Annotated in this window: 18 protein-coding genes; 6 read left to right on the top strand and 12 right to left on the bottom strand. The window is 49.7% G+C overall.

Going from position 1 to position 20,329, the window contains the following annotated elements; all coding sequences use genetic code 11:
• Window positions 1–35: 35 nt before the first annotated feature.
• Window positions 36–512 (bottom strand): GvpT/GvpP family gas vesicle accessory protein, encoded by a 477-nt coding sequence (gvpT, locus tag LCM10_RS08345; RefSeq protein ID WP_224875780.1) that lies wholly within the window; start codon window positions 510–512, stop codon window positions 36–38.
• A gap of 61 nt (window positions 513–573) precedes the next feature.
• The gene (gene gvpA, locus LCM10_RS08340; RefSeq protein WP_224875779.1) at window positions 574–834 is read right to left on the bottom strand and encodes a gas vesicle structural protein GvpA; all 261 of its coding nucleotides are present in this window, start codon (window positions 832–834) and stop codon (window positions 574–576) included.
• Window positions 835–1,585: 751 nt separating this feature from the next.
• Between gvpA and LCM10_RS08335 the strand changes: the two genes are divergently transcribed.
• Window positions 1,586–2,908, top strand: a complete 1,323-nt coding sequence (locus LCM10_RS08335; RefSeq protein WP_224875778.1) for an APC family permease — start codon at window positions 1,586–1,588, stop codon at window positions 2,906–2,908.
• A 52-nt stretch (window positions 2,909–2,960) separates the two neighbouring features.
• Here the strand turns inward: LCM10_RS08335 and LCM10_RS08330 are convergent, their stop codons facing one another.
• The 5 genes from LCM10_RS08330 to LCM10_RS08310 form a co-directional block, all read right to left on the bottom strand.
• The gene (locus tag LCM10_RS08330; RefSeq protein WP_224875777.1) at window positions 2,961–3,560 is read right to left on the bottom strand and encodes a hypothetical protein; all 600 of its coding nucleotides are present in this window, start codon (window positions 3,558–3,560) and stop codon (window positions 2,961–2,963) included.
• A gap of 9 nt (window positions 3,561–3,569) precedes the next feature.
• Complete coding sequence (locus LCM10_RS08325; protein ID WP_224875776.1) at window positions 3,570–4,751, bottom strand: ParM/StbA family protein; 1,182 nt, start codon at window positions 4,749–4,751, stop codon at window positions 3,570–3,572.
• A 640-nt stretch (window positions 4,752–5,391) separates the two neighbouring features.
• Window positions 5,392–5,922 (bottom strand): GNAT family N-acetyltransferase, encoded by a 531-nt coding sequence (locus tag LCM10_RS08320; protein WP_224875775.1) that lies wholly within the window; start codon window positions 5,920–5,922, stop codon window positions 5,392–5,394.
• 19 nt (window positions 5,923–5,941) lie between these two features.
• Window positions 5,942–7,249 (bottom strand): uracil/xanthine transporter, encoded by a 1,308-nt coding sequence (locus LCM10_RS08315; RefSeq protein WP_224875774.1) that lies wholly within the window; start codon window positions 7,247–7,249, stop codon window positions 5,942–5,944.
• A 116-nt stretch (window positions 7,250–7,365) separates the two neighbouring features.
• Window positions 7,366–8,343 (bottom strand): DUF3231 family protein, encoded by a 978-nt coding sequence (locus tag LCM10_RS08310; RefSeq protein ID WP_224875773.1) that lies wholly within the window; start codon window positions 8,341–8,343, stop codon window positions 7,366–7,368.
• 260 nt (window positions 8,344–8,603) lie between these two features.
• Here LCM10_RS08310 and LCM10_RS08305 point away from each other — a divergent pair, with 260 nt between their 5' ends.
• From LCM10_RS08305 to LCM10_RS08290, 4 genes are read left to right on the top strand one after another with little or no spacing between them, the layout of a single operon-like run.
• A complete protein-coding gene (locus LCM10_RS08305) occupies window positions 8,604–9,356 on the top strand; it encodes a carotenoid biosynthesis protein (protein ID WP_224876381.1) in 753 nt (250 codons plus the stop codon).
• Window positions 9,353–10,015, top strand: a complete 663-nt coding sequence (locus LCM10_RS08300; protein ID WP_224875772.1) for a lysophospholipid acyltransferase family protein — start codon at window positions 9,353–9,355, stop codon at window positions 10,013–10,015. Before LCM10_RS08305 ends, LCM10_RS08300 begins: the two co-directional genes overlap by 4 nt.
• An 11-nt stretch (window positions 10,016–10,026) precedes the next feature.
• The gene (locus LCM10_RS08295) at window positions 10,027–11,130 is read left to right on the top strand and encodes a glycosyltransferase (RefSeq protein WP_224875771.1); all 1,104 of its coding nucleotides are present in this window, start codon (window positions 10,027–10,029) and stop codon (window positions 11,128–11,130) included.
• Window positions 11,127–12,614: a phytoene desaturase family protein gene (locus LCM10_RS08290; RefSeq protein ID WP_224876380.1), complete on the top strand. Its 1,488-nt coding sequence runs from the start codon at window positions 11,127–11,129 to the stop codon at window positions 12,612–12,614. Before LCM10_RS08295 ends, LCM10_RS08290 begins: the two co-directional genes overlap by 4 nt.
• A gap of 434 nt (window positions 12,615–13,048) precedes the next feature.
• On the opposite strand, the gene LCM10_RS08285 is transcribed toward LCM10_RS08290, so the two are convergent.
• The 5 genes from LCM10_RS08285 to LCM10_RS08265 all read right to left on the bottom strand — a co-directional run bounded on the left by LCM10_RS08285 (window position 13,049) and on the right by LCM10_RS08265 (window position 19,037).
• A complete protein-coding gene (locus tag LCM10_RS08285) occupies window positions 13,049–13,891 on the bottom strand; it encodes a phytoene/squalene synthase family protein (RefSeq protein WP_224875770.1) in 843 nt (280 codons plus the stop codon).
• Window positions 13,884–15,356 carry a phytoene desaturase family protein gene (locus LCM10_RS08280; RefSeq protein ID WP_224875769.1) on the bottom strand — a complete coding sequence of 491 codons (1,473 nt, stop codon included), beginning with the start codon at window positions 15,354–15,356 and terminating at the stop codon, window positions 13,884–13,886. Before LCM10_RS08280 ends, LCM10_RS08285 begins: the two co-directional genes overlap by 8 nt.
• On the bottom strand, window positions 15,353–16,882 hold the full coding sequence (locus tag LCM10_RS08275) for a phytoene desaturase family protein (RefSeq protein WP_224875768.1): 1,530 nt from the start codon (window positions 16,880–16,882) through the stop codon (window positions 15,353–15,355). Before LCM10_RS08275 ends, LCM10_RS08280 begins: the two co-directional genes overlap by 4 nt.
• A 377-nt stretch (window positions 16,883–17,259) precedes the next feature.
• Window positions 17,260–18,285: an NUDIX domain-containing protein gene (locus tag LCM10_RS08270; protein WP_224875767.1), complete on the bottom strand. Its 1,026-nt coding sequence runs from the start codon at window positions 18,283–18,285 to the stop codon at window positions 17,260–17,262.
• A gap of 236 nt (window positions 18,286–18,521) precedes the next feature.
• Entirely contained in the window at window positions 18,522–19,037 is a 516-nt protein-coding gene (locus tag LCM10_RS08265) for a CBO0543 family protein (RefSeq protein ID WP_224875766.1), read from the bottom strand.
• Window positions 19,038–19,157: 120 nt separating this feature from the next.
• Between LCM10_RS08265 and LCM10_RS08260 the strand changes: the two genes are divergently transcribed.
• Window positions 19,158–20,066 carry a Gfo/Idh/MocA family protein gene (locus LCM10_RS08260; RefSeq protein ID WP_224875765.1) on the top strand — a complete coding sequence of 303 codons (909 nt, stop codon included), beginning with the start codon at window positions 19,158–19,160 and terminating at the stop codon, window positions 20,064–20,066.
• Window positions 20,067–20,329: the final 263 nt, after the last annotated feature.

Raw genomic sequence — 20,329 nt, 5'->3', positions numbered from 1 at the left:
TCCCCCCTTCGGAAACGCCCATTGGAGTTGAACCGTTACTTTTTTGACTCTACAAGGCTTGAGAGCATCTCTTCAATCCGCTCCAGCCGCTCATTGAGATTCTTGTTTTCTTCCTTGATTTCTTCAATTTCATCATGCTGGGCGACAGATTCTTCCCCACTTTCACCTTGGGGATCTTCTTTCTTCCTGGTAAACGGCAATCGACCGTTTTCATATTTACTCATATACCCGGTGGCCGTCTGTCTCAACGTGATCAGGGCCTGCTCGGTAATGAATTCCTGCGCAGTTCGCCGGAGTTCAGTCCCCGCCATCCGCACCACTTCGGATTTGCCAAGGCTGCCGGCAATCTTTTTACTCGTGCCCGGATGGGTGAGCAGCCCGACACCAGCACCGACCACCCCACCGATGATCGCGTAATTGACATTCACTCCTGATTTATTGTCGTCAGTTGCTGCTGCTTGAGTCTGTTGATCTTCCCTATTCGTTTTTTCCTGCTTTTTTGTTTCTGCCATCTTTCATCCTCTTTTCTAAAAACTTATATTATTCAAAAAATTAAACCCAAAAGTCTTAACCCTATATGCTGAATGATGTACCTCTTTCATTTTCCTGCCGCTGAAGGGCATCTTCACCCGCTTCATCCCGGAGAAGGCCGACTGCCTCGGCGTAGCGGAGCCAAGTGTCGACACTGGCGATGACGACCCTCGCTTCGACAGTGAGGATTTCAATTCCAACAAGCGAAACCCTGGCAAACGCATCAATCACGATCCCTTTATCCAAAATCCGGTCGATCACTTCAGCGAGGCTGGAGCTATCCGTACTCTTTTGAATAGCCATCCTTTCCCTCCTCTCATTTAATGGAGATTGTTTGTTCATCATCCGTTTGTCCGACGTCGCAAATGGCAAATTTCAATACGGTTTGTTATGTGGTTTAGTGGGTGTATACCTCGGATGATCAGGGTCAAAACCCACGATCTTGATGATTTGAAGTAAACCTGGATTTTTTATACATGTTTTAGGGAAGGAGTGATGGTTTTGTAACAAGGGAAGACTAGGATTTACAACGATTTTTCTACGGGGGAAGGAAGGCACAAAACAATTAAGTCAAATTGGTTACATTTCGATGTATATTGTTTCGGGGAGGGGAGGGGGTAAAGGAGCGGTTGATGACTTTGTATAATAACATCGTTGCGCCTGCAGGAACTTGCGTTTTTCATGGGAAAAATGTTCTAATCAGACACCAATTTCGTTTTTTCTTCAAGAAACGGTGCCATTTCAACAAATCGTCTCCGTGCCGAGTCGTTCATGCATGGTTTATTATCGAAAACTGTTTACACAGGACTTTTATTCTCAATGTTTGCCTCATATTATCAAAAACACGCCGATTTGATCGAAATCCAGCAAGCAAACCGTCCCACTATGAACACACTTAGATCATGATCCCGCTCACCAAATTCTGACCATTTAACCTGCACAACTTATAGGGATACCACCAACATTCACAACCGAATTCCGGTTTTCTGCATTTAATCTGCACAACCTATGGGTATACCGAATACATACACAAAGAAATTCACGAGGTGAAAAGATGGCAGATTCAGATTACAAGAAAAATAGTATATCCCTGACCGGGGCAGTCGGCCTCGGTACAGGCGTGATGATCAGTGCAGGGATCTTTGCCCTGCTCGGTCAGGTGGCGGAATTATCAGCCGCCTGGTTTCCGCTCATTTTTATTGCCGGGGGAATCGTGACCGGATTCAGTGCGTATTCATATGTGAAAATGAGCAATCAATACCCATCTGCGGGAGGCATCGGCATGTTCCTGATGAAGGCATACGGCAAGGGGACGATCACTGCTTCGGCCGCGCTGTTGATGGCGTTCTCGATGGTCATCAATCAGAGCTTGGTCGCAAGGACCTTCGGGACGTATACGCTACAGCTGGTCGACGGGAAGCAGTCCGACTACCTCGTACCATTATTGGGGGTTGGGTTATTGACGTTCGCTTTCCTGGTGAATATATCAGGGAATAGCTTCATCCAGACGTTCACGGGCATCGCTTCACTCATCAAGATCGCGGGACTGGCCGTATTTGCGATTGCCGGACTTTGGGTGGTCGGCTTCACGTTTCAACCGGCAGAAGGGGGAGCGAATCCACCTGACCCTTCGATGGCAAGCTATATCGCGGCCGTTGCCCTGACCATCCTATCGTTCAAAGGATTCACGACAATCACCAACAGCGGCTCGGAAATCAAGGAGCCAAAGAAGAATGTCGGAAGGGCCATCACGATTTCCATCCTGATCAGCCTTGTTGTCTATCTTTTGCTTGCGTGGGCCGTATCGAGCAACCTCTCGCTCACCGAAATCATCAAGGCGAAGGATTACGCCCTAGCTGAAGCGGCACGCCCTGCGTTTGGGGATACCGGACTTTGGTTTACCGTCATCATCGCGATCATTGCGACCATAACCGGGATCATCGCGAGTGTCTTCGCCGTCTCCAGGATGCTTGCCATGCTGACGGACATGAAATTGATCCCCCACAAGCATTTCGGCATGCCGGGGAGGGTCCAGAAGCATACGCTCGTCTACACGATTGTTGCAGCCATGATCCTCACCATTTTCTTTGACCTGAGCAGGATTGCATCGATGGGGGCGATCCTTTATCTGGTGATGGATATGTTGGTACACTGGGGCGTCTATAAACATCTCAGAAACAAAGTTGACGCCAACCCGATCATCGTATTGACCGCACTCATCCTGGATGCCATCGTACTCGCAGCATTCCTTTGGGTGAAAGTGCAATCCGATATGCTTGTTGTCGGTGTTTCCATCATCTTCATGGTCCTCATCTTCATCGGGGAATACTTCTTCCTCAAAGACAAAGACCTCGAACAGGACCACTCGCACCACTAATGAAAAAAGTACGTCCCTCATCGCGTTAAAGCGATGAGGGACGTACCTTCGATTATTTATTCATTTGTGATAGGAAGTCCCCGAGCAGGTCTTCCATCGTTTCTTCCTTCGGTTCTTTATCTTCCTCCGGTTCCCTTGATTTCATGGCACTTTCCCAATCGAAATCATCGAGGTCTTCGTCGGTGGAATGTGTTCGTTCTTCCACTTCAGGCTCCTGTTCGTCATCCCCGATCACTGAATCAAGCGACCATTCGCGAGATGTGTCTTCACCTGCGGCCGTCTCCTCCTGAAGGTACAGTGCTTCATCTATATCTAATGCACTGCTGCTCAATGAGGCCAGCAATGAGGCGGTACGGACAGGGTTCGTTAACAACTGATACACGATACTTCCCACTAATGCTTCCGAGTGCTCATGCTTCAGCCAGTCGCGCTGAGCCTTATCGAGCGCCTTCGGCAGCGGGATCGTAATGGTTTCCCGTTGCTTCATGGCAGACTCATTGACCCCGTTCACGACAAGCTCGGCGATTTTACTGGAGAAATTCCGCTTCTCCGTTTCCTTTAGCTTCTGCAAACTCTTCAGTATGTGATCAGGTGTATCAGAGGGGAGACGAAATGTGATCGGCTGCCCCCTTGACATCCCCTTTTCTTTCATAAAATCACCCTATTTGGTTTTCGCTAATTTTTTCTCGTCTTCTCTTTTATGATCTTGCTTTTGATTCTTTCTTGAGAAATCAGCGATTAGTTTGTAATAAGCATTGGCCATCATCCAGATGCTTTCGTTCTCGTCTTCAAAGAAGTCGATGTTGTAGCCATCCAGATTGTTGTTCAGCGTCTTGATGTATTCTTTCAGCACGCTTGAACCGCCTCCGATGAAGTAGCAGATCTCCGTTTGGGAGTTTTTCTGCCACATATTGCGAAGATGGCGGTATTGCTTCTTGGCAAGCTCTACAAGAATACGGTCGACGATCTCGTGGACGCTCGTGCGGCTTCCCTTCACCATGATATGGTTGCGGTCATTCTTCTTCGTGATGATTTCCACGACATCACGGCGGCTGTCGAGCTCGATCCCGTATTTTGAACGGATTTCTTCACGGATCATCTCAAGGGATTCAGAAACACCAAGGTTGAAGCCCTGTGCTTTATCATCGTCCACCTTGCGATTTTTGATCACAGCGATATCCGTTGAAAGTCCACCGATATCCTGGATGAGGATGCGCTTATCGATCAAATCTTTATTGATGATATTTCCATTGTTGTCCATCACAAGGTTAATGAACGCTGCGAATCCTTCTGGATACACCTTCACTTCATCAAACTTGATGTTCACTTTGATGCCTTGGTGGCGCGGAGTCACAAGGAACTCGACCTGATGCACGGATCCAAGCAGCTTCGAACGGTAGCCGACATCCTTTCCTTCTTTCACTTCACGTAGTGGAAGTCCCGTACCAAGTGTGTAATTCGCTTCTATGACGTTATTATTCTTCTTGAATAGTGAATCCTGTTCAGCAGCATCAAGCGCAAGGGATGCAAACAGCATGACCAATGTTTGGTCTTCTTCCGATTTACTGCTTCCCGGATCCAACTCAGTGGAATTATTGCTCTTCGTCGCCAGATTACCCACACGATAGATGGCATTGTTGTCCTGGAGGGCAGGGGAGTGGACGCGGATATGTAACCCATCCAGTGGATCTTGCTTGTCCAATTCTTCTATACCAATGATCGGACGATCTTCAATATCTCGTGCAATCACATTCGGGATATTCATTTCACTTTCCAATTTACCAAAAATACCTTTAAGGGAATCATTACCTACATCAATTGCGGCGATTCGAGAGTTTGTCAAAAAAATCATCCTTTCATAGATCAGTTAAAATTTATCAAAAAATTTAAACTCTTAATGAAAGATTAAATCACTTCTGCTCCCTGGTCAATCCTACTTTCAACTCTATCACACAATTGTAATGTTAGACCTATTTGTATACATTCTTGTATCGTTGTAAACAAATCCGTACACATCCTTATAAATCAACATGTACACGACTTTGTATACTTGTATACATTTTTGTTTACATTTGTGTACGTTATTGTATACAAGTATACAAATTTGTAAACAACCATATTTTACATATAAATTAGTTCTTTTCGATTCTCTTAAACTACCAATCCACCAAAAACCATTTGTAAGATTCACCCATTTTTACATAAATAAAACCAATCAAAATAAAATTTGATAGAAAATGAACCATCAACTTAAGAGAGGAATTAAATGATGGGACGAGAGGAAGGGAGAAGCTTGGATCGAAAAAAATCTAATGAGGAAAGAAAACAATCCAATCAACAGGCAACGCCCATGATGAGCATCGTGGACAGTGGACCCATCGTGTAGAAAAACCTTCAATCGCATGAAAAAGAGGGAGAAGCAAGCGATCATGCCCTCCCTAAATCCATATTTACCCAAATACTGACGCAAAAGCCGTGCCTCACTACAGAACGACTTCCAATTGAAGATCCCTCGGTTCACGCTGGTAGATCTCTTCAATCAATTCTGTGGCAGGGACACAGCCCATCTTTCTGTAAAAACCGATGGTCGCCGTTGAAGGATGAGCCCCGATATACAGTTTCCCTGCGCCGAGCTCCCTTGCAGCGGCCATCGTCTCCCTGAATAATTCCACACCGATCCCCTTGCCCCTCCAAGGCTTGCTGACATGAAGATACGACAGCTCCATATAGTCCACTTCCCTTCCGAACCTTCCTGCCTCGATGACCGAGAACCCAACCACTTCAGACTGCCATTCTGCGGTCACAACAGCTCCGCCTTCCTGGATCACTGAGGCGAAATGCTCCACGAGTTCACGTTTCCGTTCCGGGGTCCAATCATCAATGAAAGAATCTTCCCTTTCTACCCATGCACTCCCCTCTTGAACCCAGACGCTTTGTGTTTCTTGCTTACGAATGAATGAATCCAGCATGTTTTCCTTGAGTTCGCTTCGATTCAATCTCTTGTATACAACCATGAAGCCCCCTTCCCTCCTTTTATGCAGACTTTGTTTTTACCTGATCTTCTTTTTCCCAGTTTACCGCTTTTTCCAATACGATCGAGACGAGCACCCCGACGATGAATCCGTTTGAAACGATCGGCTGGACGAAAACCGGAAGTGCCGTGAACAGACGGGGGTCCAGGTTCATGATCGAGATCCCGATCAACACCGGGAATGCCAGCCTGTAGATCGTGACGGAATTGAATTCAGTCCCATTCAGGCTTTTAAGCGATGTCCCGAAGAGCTGGAGGTAGGCTGTGAACAGGACGGCGTTTCCGATGGTGATCGGCAGGGTGGCCAGGATCCCACCAAGGAACGGGATGATGCCGAGGAGGGACATCAGGGCCCCGCCGATGAGAAATGGCTTCATTTTGAGGATCCTCGTGCTTTCCAGGAACCCGATCGAGGAAGCGAACGGCGCATAGGACACGAGACCGGATATGGCAGCGACGATCGAATACATCCCGGATAAGAGATAAGATGAATTGACCCTTTTCTCTGATGGGGATTCATCATAGAGCTTCGATGCCGCCTGAACCGAAGCAAGCGTATTGCTTAAGTTCATCAGGCATGCCAGGAACGTGACGAACACGATTCCCGCATTTAAATTTGGCGCACCAAACGGAAACAGCAAGAAGAATGAGCCGCCACCCGCGACGCTCCCCGCCGATTCAGACGGGAATAGCACCAGGTACCCGATCCATCCGGTGACCATCCCGATCAAGATTGAAAAGTTACTGAGCACAGCCGTCCCCTTCACCTTCAAGATGCTGACCAGGATCACGATACCGATGGAAAACAGACTCATCGGCAGCACCAATCTCCCCTCTTCCGTCACGGTCAGCATCCCTTTGAAAAAGATTAAGATAAGCTGAAAGGTCAGCAGAAATAAATACACGCTCATGACCATCGGGGTGAAGATCCTCTGAATCAACGGCAGGAGCCTGAGCGCGCCCATCAGGAGGACAACGGCCCCTGATAGGAGCATTCCCGTCGCAATCCCGCCGCCAATTGAAGTAAGGCTCATCCCAAGTGACGGAGCCGCTGCGCACAGGTTCAATACGACTCCCCACATGACACCTGAATGGCCTTCCATCAATGGATACTTATGCCCGATCAATCCTTGCAGCATGCAGGCGATCCCAGTAAAGATGAGTGAACTCCTCACGATCACGGCGATCTCATGGGATCCCAAATCAAAGGCCATCCCGACAGAAATCGGGACGACCACTGTATTGGCAAAAATAAAAAACAGCCATTGTACGGACGAAAAGACCGTTTCGGCAGCTTGTAAGTGTTTCATAGGCCCATCCTTTCATCCATTGTTACAGTAATGTATTCGATAAGGGGTTGATGAAATCCTACATGGAGAAAATCCATTCAAAAAGAAAAAAGACACCTGTTTTCGACAGGTGTCCATCAGCTTTTAGGTGGCTCTTCCATCCACCCGTGCTTGATCATGATCTTTGCTCCATCATGACCGTAGTTGAAAATATCCTCAAGAATCAGCATCATCTTTGCAGGCAGGTCATTGCGCAGACTGAAGGCCGTTCCTATCGATCCGCTTCCGACAGAGAAACTGCAGAACAGGCTCACGCAATACATCATCAGCTTATCCGAGAATGGGGACGTCTTTGAATCAGAGACGTTTCCATTCGTACCGATCGGGATTTGCAGTTTACTTTTCCTCATGATTTCACTCAAGTCATCCACGATATCCTTTGCTATTTTGCTGCCCCGCTCGAAGAATTCTCTGGCATCCTTCTCCTGGGCAACCTGTGCGAAGCCTCTCACCATGATGATTCCGGTTATATTGGACTCGATTCCATGGAACAGGTTTGAGATCTCCACCGTATTAAGGTGGCGCGTCTTCGATATTGGGGTGAGTCCCCCTAAATAGCTGGTGCTTTTAATGAACTCGGCGGTCTTTGGCATCGGGACGAATGGCGCCCTGCTTAACAGCCCTTTTTCAAGCAGATAAGCAGTGCATTTCGCATAACATCTTTGCGTGATGATCGTCAGCTCCTGAAACAGAACAATCACATCTTCACGGTAAGACATCGTGATATTCAACGTGTGCATCCCCATGCTGATTTCCTTCAGTATCCTAACGAAGGATATATCAAATCCATTGTCAAACAACTTAGGGGCCTCAAGGTTTACATCCTCTGCGGTGAAGCCGATCGGGGGAGCGGCACCCTCTTTTACGAGCATGTCTTTTATTCTTTCAGGATAAGGGCTGATGTCATTATATAAATTCTTTAGAATGGCTTCAGCCTCTGCATCATCCGCATGCTTGATCAGATGCTCGAGAATCCTTTTAACCATGGTTTTCTGCTGATAGGTGATCCACAGTACACCTAACTCCGACGACGTGAGAGCCGGTTGATCGGGCATGTTCACAACCTCCATACTTTATTCCGTAATATTACCCTGGATATTAGTAGTATGGACTGTAGGAAAATAATCATTCATTTTTGTGAAGGGTATTAAGTATAGTAATAAAAGGGCTTTTCCATCTACAAAATCCCACATGTTTCAAACACAATAGACGGTCTCATACCAGTTGCCACTCCCTCGTTTCACACATCCACCTTACCGTATGTTGTACAGTTCCTGTATAATGACCGTATAGACTTGAATGGAGGAACGCAGTGATGAAGGTTGACGCTCTTTTGTTTCGTTTTTTTATCATATGGTATGTGTGCGGGGTCGTCCTCTTAAGCTTCGATCTCCTTCCCCCGTGGCTGGAATGGGCCAATGCCGTATTTCTGATCACGGCCGGCATTCTGGCGGTACGTTACTTCATACATAAATTCGGTTCCACCTACGGCTTGCTGATCAGCACGGTCATCTTCTTTTTCTCCTATTTCATCGAATATCTCGGCTCGACACACGGAATCTTGTTCGGGGACTATCACTACACCGATCAATTCGCCCCAAACGTATTCGGCGTACCGCTCGCCATCGGGTTTGCATGGCTGATGGTGATGGGCACTTCGCATGTACTCGCTTTACGGATCTTCCCGAATGACCGGCTCCTCTATGCTGTAACCGGGGGACTGATCGCGGTGGTCATCGACTTGATCATCGACCCTGTCGCATACAAAGTGAAGGAATACTGGATATGGGAAGAGCCAGGCTTATATTACGATATCCCCGGCAGCAACTTCATCGGCTGGTTCATCGTGGCTTTCACGCTGCATATCCTTATCCTAGCAGGGTCAAAATTCGAGAAGACACCGGTCGTTAACCGCGATTGGGACAGGCGTATGGTCATCCTGTTCATCCTCATCATTTCAATGTTCATCCTGCTCGGCCTCCTGGACGGTCTATGGCTTGCAGGGGCCTTGACGGCAGCGTGTTCACTGGTGATTCTAATGATGGATCGGAAAGGAGGAAGGTCATGATCAAAGCGAAGAAAAGCCCGGCGTTCAGGACGATGTTTTCCTTGTATCACCGGCGGCTCATGAAACGTTCATTCCACCAGATTTATTGGCGCGGGCATGATGGGATCGGGGAGGGTGCAGCCATTTTCACGCCCAACCACAGCTCCTGGTGGGACAGCCTGATCCTGTTCCAGCTCGACCGGCATGTGCTGACCCAGGACCTTCATGCGATGATGCATGAGAAGGGCATGAAGGAATACCCTTTCTTCCGCCTGATCGGAGGGTTCTCCATCGATCGCTCACACCCGAAGGAAATCGTCCGTTCCTTGAACTACGCAAAGGAGCTGCTTCTTGAGGGTAAAAGCGTCTGCCTGTTTCCTCAGGGTGATGAATTTCACTTGGAAAAACGGCCGCTCGGGTTTCAGAGCGGCGTCATCTACCTCATGGAACGCTGCCCCGAGATCCCGGTCATCCCGCTCAGCTTTTACTACACATTCGGTCATCATCAAAAGCCCGAGGCCTATCTATCAGCAGGTGCCCCCGTTTACCTCCGCGACCTGGACGGGGATTCCCGGAAATCGAAGAACGCTCACTTTGAACAACTGTGCACGGAGCAACTGGACCAATTGAAGGAACTAGTCGTGGCGGAACAGGTTGAACGTTTTACAAAATTGCTTTAGGAGGTGCCGTTATGCTCATCGTGGTCATTATCATCCTCGCAATATTTTTTCTATGGACGGCCTTCAACAGCCTGTTCATGCCAAAACTCCCTGTAAACGGACGGTTGTCACATGTAGCAAAGGTATCGATCCTCGTTCCTTTGCGCAATGAAGAACGCAATGCCGCACCGCTTGTAAAGTCGCTGCGAGCCTTGACGTACCCTGAGCTTGAATTCGTGATGCTCGATGACCAATCGACCGACCTGACGCTTTCAATCCTTGGAAAGGAAGCCGGGGGTGACGACCGGTTCCGCTTCCTTTCAGGCAAGGAGCTGACAGAAGGATGGGTCGGGAAGGTCCATGCGTGCGATCAGCTGCAGAAGGAGGCGCATGGGGAATACCTGTTGTTCCTCGACGCGGATGTCCGCCTCCAGCCACAAGCGGTCGAGAACAGCCTTTCACTCATGCAGTCCCGGGGCGCAAAACTCTTGACGGGCTTTGCCGCATTCGAAGTGCCCTCGTTCCTCAGTAAGCTTCTTGTGCCGATGCAGCAATTCGTCGTGTTCTTTCATCTGCCACTCGCACTCGCCAATCGGACGATGAGGCCCTCGACCACGGCAGCCCACGGCGGGTTCATGCTTTTCGAACGGAACGCGTACCGTGAAATGGGAGGACATGAGGAGGTCCGTTCTTCGCTCGTGGAGGACGTCCATATTGCCCGGAAAATGAAGGGGAGTGGACATCGCGTGTTGCTTGCCAACATCACCGGCCAGATTTCATGCCGGATGTATGAACGGAACGGTGAAGTGTGGGAAGGGTTCCTGAAGAACATCTATAACGGGATCGGCCGCTCCGCCCCGATGGCTTTCGGCCTGACGCTGTTTTACTTCTTTTTCTACGTACTGCCCCTCCCATGGGTACTGTACGGGATCTTCACCGGTCAGCCCCTTTATGTTGTGCCTTATATCCTGATTGTCCTGCAGCGGATGATCGTGGACATCATCACCCACCAACGCTGGACACTGGCATTCCTCATGCCGCTATCAGCGCTCGCATTCATCGCCATCCTGAACGCATCGATGTGGACTTCATGGCGGAAAAAATCGTATCAATGGAAAGGACGTCATTACTCATGAAGAAAGTGGCCATCATCGGCGGCGGCCTCGGCGGGCTCTCAGCCGCCATCACGCTTCAGAACGCCGGATTCCAAGTCGATGTGTATGAAAAGAACGACCATTTCGGCGGGAAGCTGATGGGGGTCAAACTTGGCGATTATCACTTCGATTTCGGACCCAACACCATCACGATGCCGCATGTGTTCAACCGCGTCATCGAACAGACCGGAGAACGGGCAGGGGACTACTTCGAGATGATGAAGCTCCAGGATCACACACGCAACATCTTCCCGGACGGATCCCATTATGATTTTACAAGCAGGATGGATCGAGCGGTCTCGCAGCTCGAGAAACTAGATCCCGCCGGTGCCGAACGCTATCCGGCATTCATCAGGGAAATCACGTCACTGTACGAGAAGGCAGAGCAACACTTCTTCCCGAGGACCTTTCAATCGTGGACTGACTATCTATCGCCATCGTTGGCTGCAGCCATGATGCGGGTGAGGCCCCTCCAGACCCTGGATGCGTTCTTCCGCCAGTATTTCTCGGACCCACGCATCCTGAACGCGTACGGCCGCTATGCGACCTATATCGGTTCCTCCCCCTACCGGACACCGGCGACCTTCGCGATGATCGCCTATCTCGAAATGGTCGAGGGGGTCTACTACGTGAAGGGCGGCAATGTGAAGATTGCCGAGGCGTATGTGTCACTTGCCGAAAAGCTCGGGGTGAAGCTTCACAGTGGGACCGAAGTGAAGAAGGTGCTCCTTCGCGGGAAGAAAGCATGTGGAGTGGAGCTGTCTTCAGGAGAGCAAATCGGTGCAGATTATGTCATCATGAATGCCGATCTGCTGAAAGCATATCCTGAGCTTGTCGCAGAAGAGGACCGCCCTTCGTTCACAGATAGGAAAGTCGCCCGGATGGAACCGTCCATTTCAGCGTTCGTCATCCTTGCAGGTGTCAGGAAGCGGTTCCCGCAGCTCAGGCACCATACGGTCTATTTTTCAAGGAACTACCAGCAGGAATTCAACGACCTTTTCGCGCATAAGCACTATAGCACGGACCCGACCATCTATCTCAGTAACTCGTCCTACAGTGACAAGGACCGATCACCGAAGGGCGATAACCTGTTCATCCTCGTGAATGCCCCGGCACTGCCGGGTAGCGGGAAGCTCCAGGTCGATCCTTCTGCATATAAGGAATTGATCTACCGAAAGCTTGCCGAGCGGGGGCTGGATATCCTCCCGCACATCGAAGTCGAAAGGGTCATCACCCCGGCCGAAATTGCCGACACATTCGGTGCCCACCGCGGTGCCCTGTACGGCCTGTCCTCCAATCGGGTGAAGGATGCATTCCTGCGACCGGGAAATGCGAGCCGGGACATCTCCGGCCTCTATTTCACCGGTGGAAGCACCCATCCAGGAGGCGGATCGCCGATGGTGACGATGAGCGGCATGAACGTCGCGAAGATCTTGATGGAAAAGGAAAACCACCAGACCCGGTAATCGGGTTGGTGGTTTTTTTGATGCAGTGGGGGCGTGAAGGTTTGGTTGGGTCTTGTTTGGGATCAGGGCGGGGCGGTTTGCCGGGCTTTGGACGTTGCGGATTTTGTCGAAAAACCGGTAGTTCGCACGTATATCGTGATTTTCGCACTTAAATTAAAAATTTCGCACTTATCTTCGAAATTCCGCACTTATATCAGAAATCTCGCACATAACCGTCCCGCCTCCTCACTTATTGCAGGTCATTCTCCATCAATCCACTCGTAGATGCCCCGTCAACAACAAATTACAAAGAGGATCAGCAAGCTTCACTCCACACCTTTTAAAAAAACCATCCACTTTTAAACGATTTCATCCAAACCCCACGATTTCGCCCACCCTTCCACCACCCGACACACCACCATCCTTCAATCACAAAAAAAAAGCCCACTTCATCATCAAAGTGAGCTTAATTCCACCAGGATTTCCTTCTTGGCTGCATCATCGACATAATGCTTCTGGCCAAATACGCGGTGCTTTTTCGACCGGATCGTCGGAAGGATCTCGCGGTACAGGTAGGCGGCACTCTTCACCGGGATCCGGGAAGAAAGCGGATATTCATTCATCGTCTTGAACGATTCCCTATAGTGCGACTCGGCGTGGCCCGCGATTTCCTCCCAGAGTTCGACGAAGGATGCATCGACGATCCCGGCGCTGAGCGTCGCTTCCGTCACACCGTGGCGTTCCATCAATTGCCGTGGCAAGTAGATGCGGTTCCGCTCGAGGTCCTCGCTGATATCGCGCAGGATGTTGGTGAGCTGCATCGCGAGGCCGAGGGAAATCGCGCCTTCTCTTAACACCCCCGTCTTCCCAGGTGCAAGGATCGGGAGGAGCATCAAGCCGACCGTGCTGGCGACGTGATAAGAGTAATCCAGAAGCTCTTCAAGCGTTTCATACCGGTTGATTGTCAGGTCCATCTCCTGCCCCTTGATGAGGCCATGGAACGCCTCTGTGTCCATCTCATAGCGATTGAACACATCGTGGAGTGCGATCCAGGAGGGGTTTGTATGGTCAAAGCGTCCCTCGAGGAACAGCTCGAACTCAGCCTTGAATTCAGCGAGCTCTGCCTCGGGGTTGTTGCCTTCATCCACAATGTCATCCACCTTGCGGCAAAAAGAGTAGACCGCCCAGACGGCATTGCGTTCATGCTTCGGTAATAAGGAAAAAGCTTTATAAAACGTTTTGCTATGATGCGAGATGACGTTCTCGCACTGTTTATACGCTTCACTTACACTATACATGGACATTCACTCCTTTTATGGCATGATCTTTTTGATCGTTCAACAGTTGATCGGCCATCAGCTTCGCTCCCTGCATGACCAGCGGAATGCCTCCTCCAGGATGGACGGACGCCCCTGCTGCGTACAGGTTCTCGATGCTGAATGGTTTGACCTGAGGCCTGAATACGCCGGATTGAAAAAGCGTGGGGGCGACACCGAAGCTTCCTCCTCGATGGAGGCCGGATGCTTCTGCATCCTGCGGTGTCCGGACTTCCATCCATTCGATCGCGTCCCGGAGACCCGGGAACGCGCGTGCTTCAAGCTTGTCGATGAGAGAATCCATCCATTCCCGCTCGTTCCTCCAGTCGATCTCTGTGTCGGATGGGACCGGGACGAGGGCATACAGGACACCCTTTCCTTCCGGTGCGAGACTATCATCGATCTTCGATGGATGGAACGTATAAATCGCAGGATCGGCCGGGATTTTCTTTTCCTCGAACACATCCTTCATATGATCCGAGAAGCTCTCGCCCATCACATAATGATGGACATTCACCTCATCGAACACTTTGTTCAAGCCAAAATAGAACAGAACGCACCCTGATGAAGGTTCATACTTCCGTGTCGGCTTCCGCTTGATCAGCGGATCGATGCCCGGGAAATCCCCGTTGAAGACGACCGAATCGAAATGCTTCAGCCCACTTTTCGTTCTCACACCCGTCACGCGCTTGCCTTCCCGGGGGATCTCCGTCACCTCACTGTTCAGATGGATGGTGACTCCCCGTCTCCTGAGCTCTTCTTCAAGGACCGGGACAAGGCTCGCGTAGCCGCCCTTCAAGTAGTGGATGCCATATTCATGCTCAGCGAAGGACACGAGTGAGTACATCGCAGGTGCCTGGAAGGGGTTCCCGCCTATGTACAGGGATTGCAGCGCGTAGATCGCCTGCAGCCTTTCATCCTGGAAGTACCGGGACATCAGGCTTTTTACAGATTGATAGGGTCTGAGTTTAAAGAGTGATTTCAGATTGGTAGGCTTCCAGAAGTCAAACGGATTGACGAATGACTCTTCCAGGAAGGATGTCTTGCCGATGGTGAATCGTTCTTTTCCTTCTTTTAAAAATAACTGAAATCCCTCGATTTCTCCAGGAAACACCCTTTTCATTTCGGCCAGGTGGCGCTCGGGCTCACGGTATTTCGTGAAGGTCAGTCCATCCGGGAATTCCAGGGAATAGAACGGGTCACAAGGGATGAGCTCATACCGGTCACGGCCGATCCCCGCTTCTTCCAAGAGCTCCTGGAACATGTCGGGCAGGAGCACGATCGTCGGTCCCTGGTCGATCCGGAATCCGTCACGTTCCTCGAATGCAAGCCTTCCGCCAAGTCTGGCTTCTTTTTCATAAATGGTCACGTTCACACCCTGCCTTGATAATAGCAGGGCACTGATGAGGCCGCCGATGCCGCCTCCGATGATGGCTGTATGATTCATGCTAACCCCTCCACTGCAGGAAGGGGGGAGGTAGGGATCGTTCCCTTGCCGTCCGCTTCCAGGATGCCATTGACTGTGATACGGGCCGATTCGAGGATGGTCGGAAGGCCGCTTCCAGGGTGTGTCCCCCCGCCGACGAGCCAGCAGGAATCGAGCTCTTCGAAGCGGTTATGCGGCCTGAACACCATCATCTGGGAAAGCTGGTGACCAAGGTTGAAGGTCGCTCCCTTATAAACATGGATGTCCTGCTCCCAATTGTTCGGGGTAATCATTTTTTCCACCTCGATATGCTTTTCAAGATCCTTGAACCCGGTCTTAGCTTCGACCGTATCGAGGATGAGGCGGCGGAAGGTTTCCTTTTCGCTTTCCCAGTCGATTCCGCTGAAATTATTCGGGACGGGAGCAAGGACATAAAGGGTGGACTTTCCTTCCGGTGCAAGCGTCGGGTCGGTGACGCCCGCGTTTTGTATATAGAGAGAGGAATCCTCTGACAGGATCTTCAGCTTTGTGATTTCCTCTACGTTTTTTTGATAGTCTTTCGAGAAGACGATGGTGTGGTGGGGCATATCCTCGTAAACCGTGTCGAGACCGAGGTACAGCATGAACGTGGAGCAGGAATATTTCTTCTTCTCCAGCTTCTTCGGCGAGTATTTCTTCAGCTGTTTAGGACCGACGAGATTCGTCATCGCATGGGCGAAGTCACTGTTGATGATGACTTCATCCGCTTCTACGCGTTCACCATTTTCAAGGGTGACACCTTTCACTTTCCTGCCGTCCGTCCACAGGCTCTTGACCCCGCAGCCGGTATGGATATAACCCCCGCACTCTTCCGTTACGCGTGCCATCGCGTGCGAGAGCCGGTTCACGCCGCCGATCGGATGGAAGATCCCGTAAGCATGTTCCATATAGGAAAGAATGGAAAACGCGCCCGGACATTCCCATGGCGACATGCCGAGATACTTGGACTGGAACGTGAATGCGAGCTTCAGTTCTTCTTCGGTGAAATAACGTGAAAGCACGTCATATAAGGAACGATTGACCTCAAGCTCCGGCAGGGCCTTTAGCACCTTGGGCTGGAAGAGATGCATGAAGCGATCCATCTTCGATTGCAGGACCGGGGTCAGCGCCTCCATCTTCCTTGCCGTCTCGTTCATGAACCGTTCATAACCTTCTCCGTTACCGGGAAAATGGTGTTCGATTTCAGCCTTCATCCGGTCCTTGTCCTTCGACATGGTCAGCTTGCGGTTCTCAAAAATCAAATCGTACATCGAGTGAAGCTCGACCATCTCCATATAATCGGCCGGATCCCGATCCGCCGCAGCGAACAATTCTTCCACAATATGAAACATGGAAAGGAAGGTCGGCCCCATATCAAACTTAAAGTCTCCGAGGGATATTTCTGCATTCCGTCCGCCTACGTACGGCTGCTTTTCATAAACATGCACATCATAGCCTTTACTTGCGAGAAGCATGGAAGCCGCCAAGCCTCCAGGGCCCGCCCCCACAACGATGATCCGCTTCTTCATCCAGTATGCCTCCTAATCGTACAAAAGTTATACAATCATTATACATTTTATATAAATGAATTGCCACATATAACTATTCCCAATTGTTCGCTGTCTCCTAAAACCCCTATATATCATTAGATTCAGCCTTGTCTAAAAATATGCGGACGAAGATTATACAACTTGTACAACAAGATCCTACACAAGGTACGTCCCTCATTACGTTAATTCGCTAAAATGTGGTGGATTCCTTTTTCTTTTTACATGTGTATGGACAGGGGTAGTGTTTTTATGTGGTGATAAGCTACGGTGAAGAGTGGGAACCGGATTGGGAGCGTGGGCCCTTCAAAAAAGCAGAATGCCCTGTCTGAGCTCATTCAGACAGGGCATGTGTTGTATTAGGATACTACTAGATTAAGATGGTCCAAGACCCGTGATACTTCGAGGTCGTCCTTCATTTCTTCTATCGGCCACCATTTCACGTCTTTCAAGATTTGTTCATCCGGCCCATATTCAGGGTCCCATCCAAGCTCCGGTGCAGCGGTGCCTTCGATTTCAGCCGCCAGGACATGACATTCACCCGCGCTGTAGTCGTACGAAAATAAATGCCTGCCCGGTTTGATCGTCAGGTTCACTTCTTCACGAACTTCACGGACGATTGTGTCTTCCATGCTTTCCCCTTCTTCCATTCCGCCACCGGGAAGCGACCACCAGCTCTTCCCTTCCCGCTGCATGTTCACCATGAGGATATGGTCGTCCTTGATGATGGCGGCACATGCCCGAGGACGATTACTTGCCTTCAGATCATCCTGCATCATCCGATACACATCCTCGATGGAATACCTGTGGGGATCACTCAATTTCCCAGTGGCCACCCACTCCTTCGCCAGGCGGATCGCACGAGGATAATCCTCTTCCATCCCTTCATGGACGGGATGCGCTTTCGGATCACTGATCGAAAAATCATAATAATAGCCGAGGACGATGGGTAGATACTCGAGCGGGGCGTACGGCCCTTCAACGGTGATTGGCTTCCTGCTCAAATACGGGGTCGTCCCCTTCAGATTCGTACTTCCGCCGTACTTGTCCTTCGCCGCAAACTTCAGATTGCGGATGCCGCTCATATAGAACGCACCGAAGCAAAGCGGACATGGTTCCAATGAAGAATACAGCGTGTAGCCCTTCACCTCATCATGCACCCGGTTATCAAGCTTCAACAACGCATTCACCTCGGCATGGGCGAGTTCATTGTAGCAAGCGACGGCACCGGATGTTTCTTTTTTTGTCGAGCTTTTCCCCCTCGACACGATCCGCCCCTCTTCATCCACCACGATGGCGCCGATCGGACGCGACCCCTCCTGAAAGGACTCCCACGCCGTTTCAAGGGTTTGTTGCCAAAGATAAGGAATGTCATCCCATTTCATTGTTTCTACCTCTTTTTTAGTTCAATACTATCACATATTTAGAATTTTATGGCAAAAAATAAAAAGATGAAAGAACGTGTCTTTCATCCATGGTGAGGGTCTATTTTTTTGACTTCTCCTTATTCAGGGCTTTCTTCCGCAAATACAGCCACATCGACAGATACGTTGCAAGCAGCAACACTAAAAAGACTGGCACGGATAGGACATTTTGGATCAACATGACGATCCCCTCCTGTCTATTTCAAACTTTCGAGCGGGAATGGGAACAGTAAATAAAAGATGATGACAACCCCGATCGAGACACCGATGGCTCTCAGTGGATTCCGGTAATGCAAATACAGTACACTGAACAAAACGAGGTTCAACGGGATGTTCCACCAGCCATTCCAGCCGTGATCATACACATACATGCCTTTATGGGCGAAAAGGGCCTCAAGGATCGAATAAAATGCCGTCCAAATGAGGACATACAGAACCTGCGCCCCTCTTCTTACGGGAAATCGCTGCAGATAGATCGTCAGCCCGACAGGACAGATGAAAAAAGTGAAGGCCGTATTGATGATCGAGTGATTGAGCCAATCGGCCGTCACACCACGGAAGGCCCACAGTGTGTGATCATAGTAAAAATAATTGTACAGAAAATTGACCAGCATGAAGAACAAAAGGGTCGGATACTGCTTCCGCCATTGCGACCAATCAACGAACCTATACGCAAACAAGATCCACACCACAATTACAAGCAACAAATACATCGTTCAACACCTACTTATGAGTACTCTCACCATCATTGTCCGTTTCAACGGAATTTATACATAGAGTCATAGGGTTGGGCATTCGTGAACAGAGCCATCACAAAAAGAGGAGGAATCATCATGAAAATCGGACTCATCGGCTTGGGCGACATCGCCAAAAAAGCATATTTGCCCGTTCTTTCACAAACGAAGGGAATCGAACTTGTCCTGTGCACACGGAACGCGGATACGCTCCGCGAATGTTCAGAGACGTACAGAATAAAGGAGACCGCACAATCGGTGGAGGAGCTCTTATCAAAAGACATCGACGCCGCCTTCATCAGCACGGCGACCGAAGCCCATTTTCATATAGCGGAAACGCTTCTTGAGCATGGAGTCCATGTCTATATCGACAAGCCGATCTCGATGAACCTGGATGAAACCCAGAGGATCGCAGCCCTTGCCGAAGAGCGGGGTGTCATCGCCATGGTCGGCTTCAACAGACGATTCATCCCGATGGTGAAAGAACTCAAGGAAAAGGGAAGGGCGAGCCTCATCCTCATGCAAAAGAACCGATTCGCTTCCCCTGACATCGTGAGACGATTCGTCGTCGAGGATTTTATCCACGTCGTCGACACGCTCCGCTTCTTACTCGATACGGAAGTAAAAGAGGTGAAGGTCGAAAGCTTGAAAAACGGGGATCAACTACATCACCTCATCATCCAGCTGATCGGTGATGGCAGTACCGCCATCGGAATCATGAACCGGAACGGCGGCGTCACCGAAGAAACGATCGAATATCATACCGGACACCATAAATATGTCGTGAACAGCCTGGTCGAAACCACCCACTATCACAATAAAGAGACCAGCTTCTCGAAATTCGGGGACTGGGAGCCCACCCTGTATAAGCGCGGCTTCCATCAGCTTTGTAACCATTTCCTTGATTGTGTCAGGCACGGAAAGACGCCCGACCCTTCGATCGCCGATTCACTCATCACCCATGAAATCTGCGAGAGGATCGTGGCGGAAATCGATCCGGAAGCTTGATCGGGACGGAGGCCTGTTGAGGCCTCCGTTTTTTAGTGGGACTGATGAGTCGGCGGACGGCAGGTTTCGGTTTTGATAATATAATTGGATTTTTGATAATAAGGTAGCCGTTTTTGATAATATAATTCTATTTTTGATAAAAAAACCTTCCGTTTTGATAATATCCTCTCTTACAGACCGTTCCGACCCCTCAAATCAGCCCCACACAAGTGGATTGTCACAAAAAATCACGGTTTCAAGTCGAAAACAGACATTTTTTCATA

The organism is Rossellomorea aquimaris (genome assembly GCF_020171925.1).
GTDB classification, from domain to species: domain Bacteria; phylum Bacillota; class Bacilli; order Bacillales; family Bacillaceae_B; genus Rossellomorea; species Rossellomorea aquimaris_F.
The sequence above is the reverse complement of the archived record's forward strand: the minus strand, read 5'-3'. Positions and strand labels throughout refer to the sequence as shown.